Origin of the sequence: Roseospira visakhapatnamensis, from assembly GCF_014197915.1 — a bacterium.
Classification (GTDB): domain Bacteria; phylum Pseudomonadota; class Alphaproteobacteria; order Rhodospirillales; family Rhodospirillaceae; genus Rhodospira; species Rhodospira visakhapatnamensis.
Genome location: NZ_JACIGK010000020.1, coordinates 81,032 through 88,418, shown reverse-complemented (window position 1 = coordinate 88,418; position 7,387 = coordinate 81,032). Strand labels below are relative to the sequence as shown.

General features: G+C 68.3%; 7 protein-coding genes. 4 read left to right on the top strand and 3 right to left on the bottom strand.

Annotation, left to right across the window (positions count from 1 at the left end):
• Window positions 1-48: 48 nt before the first annotated feature.
• From GGD89_RS13340 to GGD89_RS13330, 3 genes are all read right to left on the bottom strand, one after another.
• Window positions 49-1,857 (bottom strand): TonB-dependent receptor, encoded by a 1,809-nt coding sequence (locus GGD89_RS13340; RefSeq protein WP_184046054.1) that lies wholly within the window; start codon window positions 1,855-1,857, stop codon window positions 49-51.
• 453 nt (window positions 1,858-2,310) lie between these two features.
• On the bottom strand, window positions 2,311-3,216 hold the full coding sequence (locus GGD89_RS13335; protein WP_184046052.1) for a helix-turn-helix domain-containing protein: 906 nt from the start codon (window positions 3,214-3,216) through the stop codon (window positions 2,311-2,313).
• Between the two features lie 277 nt (window positions 3,217-3,493).
• On the bottom strand, window positions 3,494-4,165 hold the full coding sequence (locus tag GGD89_RS13330) for a methyltransferase domain-containing protein (protein ID WP_184046050.1): 672 nt from the start codon (window positions 4,163-4,165) through the stop codon (window positions 3,494-3,496).
• A gap of 475 nt (window positions 4,166-4,640) precedes the next feature.
• On the opposite strand from GGD89_RS13330, the gene GGD89_RS13325 reads away from it, so the two are divergent.
• The 4 genes from GGD89_RS13325 to GGD89_RS13310 are packed head-to-tail and all read left to right on the top strand — an operon-like array spanning window position 4,641 to window position 7,323.
• Window positions 4,641-5,642 carry a MotA/TolQ/ExbB proton channel family protein gene (locus GGD89_RS13325; RefSeq protein WP_221238455.1) on the top strand — a complete coding sequence of 334 codons (1,002 nt, stop codon included), beginning with the start codon at window positions 4,641-4,643 and terminating at the stop codon, window positions 5,640-5,642.
• Window positions 5,590-6,066 (top strand): ExbD/TolR family protein, encoded by a 477-nt coding sequence (locus GGD89_RS13320; RefSeq protein ID WP_184046048.1) that lies wholly within the window; start codon window positions 5,590-5,592, stop codon window positions 6,064-6,066. Before GGD89_RS13325 ends, GGD89_RS13320 begins: the two co-directional genes overlap by 53 nt.
• The gene (locus GGD89_RS13315; protein WP_184046046.1) at window positions 6,056-6,463 is read left to right on the top strand and encodes an ExbD/TolR family protein; all 408 of its coding nucleotides are present in this window, start codon (window positions 6,056-6,058) and stop codon (window positions 6,461-6,463) included. Before GGD89_RS13320 ends, GGD89_RS13315 begins: the two co-directional genes overlap by 11 nt.
• Window positions 6,463-7,323 carry an energy transducer TonB family protein gene (locus GGD89_RS13310; RefSeq protein WP_184046044.1) on the top strand — a complete coding sequence of 287 codons (861 nt, stop codon included), beginning with the start codon at window positions 6,463-6,465 and terminating at the stop codon, window positions 7,321-7,323. Before GGD89_RS13315 ends, GGD89_RS13310 begins: the two co-directional genes overlap by 1 nt.
• Window positions 7,324-7,387: the final 64 nt, after the last annotated feature.

The following is a 7,387-nucleotide window of genomic DNA, read 5'->3' as shown; positions in this document are numbered from 1 at the left end:
ACGCAGCCTTTCGATCCCTCCTGGGAATCGTCACCACCAAAGGCCCCATCACCTACGATATGTTGATCGCACCGGAAGCAAAGGGATAAGCCTTTCCGGCAAATCCATCATGTGAGTCAGGGACAGCGTCCACCCCCACTCAGGGACGTGGGGCACCTTGTTGCCCACCTGGACATCGGTGCCGGAGTTCGCCGGAACGCCCGTGATGCTCGCGTCCGTGTAGGCGAGGCTGCCGCCCAGGGTGAACCCATGGCCGAGCCGCCAGGCGGCCTCCAGTTCGATCCCCTTGCTTTCCGTGTCGAAGTTCCGGGCCTGGGTGGTGAACGTGGTGGTGTCGAACAGCATCAGGTGGTCGTTTCGGGTGGTGTTCCAGAACAGGGCGCCGTTGACGGTCAGGTCACCGTCCAGAAAGTCGGATTTCATCCCCAGTTCGTAGCTGTCGACGATCGCGGCGTCATAGGGGGCGTCCGACAGTCCCATGGAAATGTTGGACCCGTGATCGCCCCAACCGCCGGACTTGTAGCCCCGGGCATAGACACCGTGCACGGTGAGGTCGGGTGTCACGTCGTACCCGAAGGCCAGCCGTCCCGTGATGTAGTCGTCGTCCAGCTCCTGCTTGTCGCGGGAGACCCTGAGTGTGCTGGGATTCGACGCGGTGGCGCGCCAGACGGCATCGTACGTCTTGTGTTCCCAGGTCTGCCGCACGCCGGCGGTGACCTTCAGGGACTCGGTGACCGGCACCGTCACCTCGCCGAACAGGGCATAGCTCTCGGTCTCGTAGTCGCGGTCGATGTCCGCGTTGAAGGGGTTGGTTGGATAGAAGGCGTCAAAGGAGTCGCGGTTGCTGGAGCGCCAGTCAGACCGGTAGTAGTTGGCGCCGGCGACCCAGAACACCTTTTCCTCCGGCCGCGAGGAGAGACGCAGTTCCTGATTGAACACATTGCGGCCAATCATGACGGTCCGAGTGGAGTCGGGCGTCATGCCGATCAAGGTGTCGTACAGGCGTCCCTCATAGAACGGCCCCCCGGTCTTCCAGTCCATGCGCGTGTAGCCGCTGAACACGGTGGCCACGGCGAAGGGCAGGGTGTGCGTCACCTCGGCCGAGATCCGGCTGGACCATTTCTCGTCCACGATGCTGCCCGGCGGAACGTCCATGACCGGCGACTCGCCATAGGGACGCAAGACCATGAATCCCGGATGGTCCGTCAGGACCTCGCGGCTGGCCACGACGGTGAGCGACGTCAGGTCCGTCGGATCCCACTGCAGGGTGCCGCGTGCCGTCAGGTCCTCGGGCTTGGTCAGGGGCTCGCCGTCGCGGGCATTGTCGACCCAAAGGTCCTCGCCATTGTAGCGGAAGGCGAAACGGCCCTTGAGGGTGCCGACGATGGGGCCGCTGATGGCCCCCTCGGTCAGGCGGTACATCCCGGTGCCTAGTTCGCCCCGCACGTAGCCTTCCAGAACATCCGTCGGTTTGCGGGACACCAGATTGATCGCTCCGGCCTCGCTGTTCCGGCCGAACAGCGTTCCTTGCGGTCCCTTCAGGATCTCCAACCGCTCCACGTCCAGGGTCTGGGCGGACAGGCCCGAGACGTTGTCCGGCATCCCGTCCACGTAGAGGACAACGGAACTGTCGTCGCCGCCGATTCGATTGAGCGAGCCAACACCCCGAATCTTCATGTTGGCGTTGTTGGCGTCGCCGTATGATCCGATGTTGATCCCAGGCGTGCCCATCAGGGTGCTTTCCAGGCTGGTCGTGCCGCGCTCCTCCACCGTGTCGCCGCCGATCACGGTCACCGTGAAGGGAACGTCCTTCACGCTTTCCTCGGCGCGGCGGGCGGTGACCCGCAGGGTGTCCATCACAAACGGCGCCTCGGCGACCGCCTCGGCCGGGGCCTCCTGCGCGAGGGCGGGTGATAACGAAAGCGTGACCGCGATCCCGACCCCGACCCCAAACCCGACCAACGCGGTGGCGGACATCAGGGACCGGCGACAAGGGCGGCGGAGCAAGAAGACACGCGAAGCGCGGGGCGCATGGGTCATGGGAGGCGTCACTCACAAGGCGGGCGGGTCAATGTTGCGAGCGCATCTTGATCGCATCTAAATGCATCCCGCCACCCGGAGACGGAAAGCCACAACCCCGATCGGGAAATACGATGAGATCCGGGGGACGCCGATCCTGCATGCCGCGCGTTCCGTCCGCATACACTCTGAATGCGCATGTCGACCAAGGCGTCCCATGATCATCGGGCCACCGGTCGCCTGACGGACGACTTCCCGAGGCAAGCGGCGACGGGACCCCCGCCGCCGGTATTAAGCGTCGCGTGGCCGTCGGCCGACCCCGGAGACCAGGTGGGACGGGTTGCAACCGTGCACGCGCCGGAAGGCCGCCGAGAAATGGCTGGGGTTCGAGAACCCGACCGAAAGCGCCGCCTGCTGGACCGACTGGCCCTCCTGCTCGATCAGGCGGCGTGCCTCGATCATGCGCATGTGACGCACCGACCCGGCGATGGTCGTGCCGAAACGGTCCCGAAACCCGGCCTTCAGATAACACTCGTTGAGGCCGATCCGCCGCGCGAGCCGGGCGATCGTGGGAGGATCGATCCACTCGGCGCGCAGGATGTCCATGGCCTCGTCCAGCGCCGCGTGCTTGCGACGACAGCAGCGGCCGGTCGGTGACGCGTCGGGCGCCAGCAACCGGGCCAGCAGATCCAGGGCCAGGGATTCGGTGTGCAGGCGTCCGCAGGGAGACCCCATGTCGGTCCCCATCAGAGCCCCGGCCATGGTCAGAAGCCGGCCATCGGACCCGGGAACCCGGGTGCACACCGGATCAGACCCCGTCAGGATGCCCGCGACGGTGGCGTTGAACGCCCTCGGGCCGGCCTCGCGCCAAGCCTCCACCATGGTGGACGGCACGTCGATCGACAGGCCCTGTATGCGTTCACGGGCCGCCAGACGGGCCCGCACCAGACCCAGATCACCGCCGCGCAGCCAGACCTGTCCGCTCTCGACCCGATCCCGCAGGCCCAAATCCGGCGCCGCAAGCTCGAACCGACCCCGCAGCATGATGCTCACGCCGAACGATGGCCCCTTGGTCAGATAGGAGTCCTCGCGTGCCGCTCCCATGGTGTAGTCGGCGACACCCACGGTCAGCCCGTCGCGGAAGCGTTGGATATCGATGCGTCCGGCGCCATGGGCGCGGTCCACATCCAGGCCCACGTGAGTTTCCGACCAGGCTCTCCGGCGCAATGCGTGACGAAAGCTCGACGTCGTCGTGTAGTGCTCCGCCGCTTGCGCGAAAGGGCAGGGCCTGCGCGCGGATGCGGGCACCGATGCGACCCGGGACAAGCACATGATGGCGACCCTCCTGTCCTGGGACGACGCCGCCCATGGGGGCCTTGCCCCGAGAGCCGGCACGATTTCGGTGTGACACGCGTTCAGAGGTTTGGTCCGGCCGTCGCCGTCACGGCGCCGTCACGGCGCCGTCACGGCGCCGTCACGCCGAGATACGCCGTGCTGGATCGCGACCGTCCGACGTGCCGGGCCGCGTGACCGCATGCACGTACACGGCCTTGCAGTTGTCCCCGATCAGACATGCGTCCCGGGGTATGAACCCGGCCGCCTCCACCATGGCGCGGGTTCCGCCCACGGTCAGGGCTTGCGCGCCCTTGGGGCGTTTTCCATAGGCGCGCGTGTATCGATAGATCAGGCCGAGCTTGGCCATCGGCTCCATGCCGTCGGTGGTGAAGCTGACGACGGCAAGCTGTCCGTCGGCTTTCAGGACGCGGCGGCTTTCGGCGAGCACCGCCGCCCGGTTCGGGATCACGTGGAGCAGATTGACCATCAGCACGGCATCAAACGCGGCATCCGGGTAGGCCAGGGCGGCGGCGTCCTGTCGCTCGACCCGAACGTTCGGTAAGTCCGCGAGCCGGGTCCCGGCGGCGGCGACCATGTCTTCGGACAGATCGGTCGCCACCACGGCGTCCGCCGTGTCCGCGACGACGCGGGTGTGCATGCCGTTGCCGCACCCGAGTTCAAGGACCCGCCCGGACAGTGCCAGAGCGGAGAGCACGCGCCGGATCTCGTCGAGATTGCGGTGTCCGGCGACATAGTGGGTTCGCTCCTCGAAATCCCTGGCGAAGCGGGACCAGTGGTTTTCATGATCCACGAGTGGTGTCCAAAAGCAGGGTGTTGCGCCTTGCCGACCTCCCCCGGATCGACCGGTCGGCGCGGGTGATCGGTGTGGGGTATCCCATCCAAGGGTGGGGACGGGTTGTCGCGGATGATAATGACTCGCGGTTTCCTGTCCAAGCCTCGGAACTCCGACGCCATGGTCTCTGCGGACCCATTTCTTGCTCGGCGCCACTGTCCGGCGCCACTGTCCGGCGCCGTTGTCCGGCGTTCCTCGTATCGCCCGACCCCGGGGTGATGTGCCGGTCCGGACCAAGCGCGTGCGTTTCGCGAGGGCGGTGGTTCGGCAAATTACCCATTGTTTTTTTCCTGAGAAAATGATGGGAATGCGGATCGGTCGCAATTAAGGCACATCCCGGTCCGGGGTGTGGCGTCGCCATGCGAGAAAGGGGCGGCGATGGAGCCGCGCCCGCCGCCGAATCCACTGAACCCTTCCGCTTGGGACGACCACCATGAATGACGAGGATGCCGTCACCCACGAGCCTAGTCCGGACGTTCCGCCGACCGGGGAGGTGCTCGCGACGCCCGACCCCGTGGCCGCCGCGCCGGCGGGCGATCCGGTCGCCGAGGGTCCGGCGACGGCCGCGCCCGCGACCTCTTCGGAGCCGGAAGCCGGGGCGTCCGAGTCCCTGATCGACGGCCCCGATCCCCGTGTTGAGACGGGTCATGAGGCGGGCGCCGACACGCTGGCCGGAACGCCCCTGGATGGGATGCTGCCCGAGGGACCCGCCCGGGACACGGTCACCCAGGCCCTGGACCTTCTGACGGTCGGTGGACCGGTGGTCCTGGTCCTGGCCGGCATGTCGGTCGTGGCGCTGGCCATCGTTCTTCTCAAGCTGTGGCAGTTCCGGGCCGCCCGCCTGGGCCAGACCCGCGTGGCCCGGGACGCCCTGGTCCTCTACACGGCCGGGCGCGCGCAGGAGGCGATGACCGTCGCCGGGCGTTGCCGCAACCCGGTTGCCCAGGCCCTGGCCCGGGCCATGCGCGGTCAGAGCCGGGGGCTGCCCGAGCACAAGGTGCGCGAGGAGGTGGTCCGTGTCGGCGCCGACGCGCTGCACAGCTTGCGAAGCTGGTTCCGCGCGCTGGAGGTGATCGCCTCGCTGGCGCCGCTTCTGGGCCTGTTCGGCACCGTGCTCGGCATGATCGAGGCCTTTCGCCAGTTGGAGGCCGCCGGCAACCAGGTCAACCCGGCCATCCTGTCGGGCGGTATCTGGGAAGCCTTGCTGACCACCGCCGTCGGCCTCGCCGTCGCCATGCCCGTCATCGTCGTTCTGAACTGGCTGGAACGCCGCGTCGATCGGGTGGCGCACGAGATGGAAAGCGTGGTGACGCGCGTGTTCACCGAGGACCTGTCCCAGGATCCGCCGCACGGGACTCCCTACGCCAACGAGGATGTGCGCCATGAGCCGCCCCGCCGCGTCGTCCGGACCGACGCCATCGCCGCCCGGGTTTGACGCCCTGACCGGGACGCCGCGCCGCCGCGCCCTGGTCAGCCTGACCCCGCTGATTGATGTCGTGTTCATCCTGCTGGTGTTCTTCATGCTGGCGTCCAGCTTCCTGGACTGGCGCTCGATCGGTCTGGACACGCCCACCAAGGGCCGGGGCGCGCCGGCCGATGCCGCGACCACTCTGCTGGTCGATGTCGAGGGGGACCGGCTGCGCCTGGATGGGCGGGTCGTGACCCTCGACCGGATCGCCGGGGTGGTCACCGACCGCCTGGCCGCCGATCCGGACCAGCGGGTGCTGGTGCGGCCGGCGACCGGCGTGTCCTTGCAGCGCGCGGTGATGGTGCTGGATCGCCTGGCCGGGCTGGGTGTGACGAACATAGCCCTGCGGCGGGCAGCCGCGCCCCAGGGAGGGACCGCCGATGCGTTTTGAACCGGCCCGGCGCGCCAACGACGATGAACGCATCCTGCCCCTGATCAACGTCGTCTTCCTGTTGCTCATTTTCTTCATGCTGGCGGGCTCCCTGGCGGCCATGGACCCGTTCGAGGTGGCGCCGCCCCGGTCCACCAGCGAGGGGCTGGACGAGACCCGCGACGTGCTGGTGCTGGTCGGTGCCGACGGTCAGCTCGCGCTGGACGGCGTGCCGGTCCCGGCGGCGGCGTTCGGGGCCGCGCTGACCGAGCGGTTGGGCGAGACCGAGGATGCCGCGCGGGTGCGCCTGAAGGCCGACGGACAGGCCGAGGCGGGCCGCGTGGTGGCGATCATGGAACGCTTGCATGAGGCGGGTGTGGAGCGTGTGGTTCTTCTGACCGTGCCGGACGACCGGTGATGGACATCAAACGACGACATTGGGTCGTGGCCCTGACGGTGGCGGCCCTTCTGCACGGGGGGGCGCTGACGGGCCTGGCGCGTCAGGCGCCGGAGCCGGTGGCCGACCTTCTCCCTCCAGGAGGGATCACGGTGTCGCTGGGACCGCCCAGCGTGCGTGAGGCGCCGGAGCCCGACGTCCCCGTGGCCCAGGCAGAACCGGAACCCGAGCCTGAGCCAGAGCCAGAGCCAGAGCCTGAGCCTGAGCCGGAACCCGAGCCCGAGCCCGCGCCCGAGCCCGAGCCCGAGCCCGAGCCCGAGCCCGAGCCCGAGCCCGAGCCCGAGCCGGAACCAGAGCCAGAGCCAGAGCCAGAGCCAGAGCCAGAGCCGGAGCCTGAAGAGGTGACACGGATCATCCCGCCCCGGCCGCTGGACAAACCGGTCGCGCCGACACGCCCGCGGCCGGTGCAGGTGGCTCGGACGCCCCCGGTTCAGACCCAAACCGCCCCGCGTGCCACCACGGCCACCACGGCTGCCGTGACGTCCGCCCTTCCCGCGCCGGCCCCCCAGGCCAGCGCCGGCAACCCGGCGGCCCAGGCGACTTACATGGGCCAACTGCGGGCCTGGCTGGAAAAGCACAAGACCTATCCCCGCCGTGCCCAGCGCCGCCGCCAGGAGGGGACCGCCCTTCTCTTCTTCGTCATGGATCGGCACGGGCGAGTGCTGTCGCATCGCCTGCAACGCAGTTCGGGGCATGACCTGCTGGACAACGAAGCCTTGGCCCTGATCCGACGGGCACAACCCCTGCCCAGCCTGCCAGCCTCCATGCCACAGGCGCGGCTCGAACTGGTGGTTCCGATTCAGTTCAACCTGCGGTCCTGAGGTGGGGCCTGGGTGCTCTGGGCCGGGCTGTCCACGATCCCGCGAGTCGGTCGCCTGAACGGAT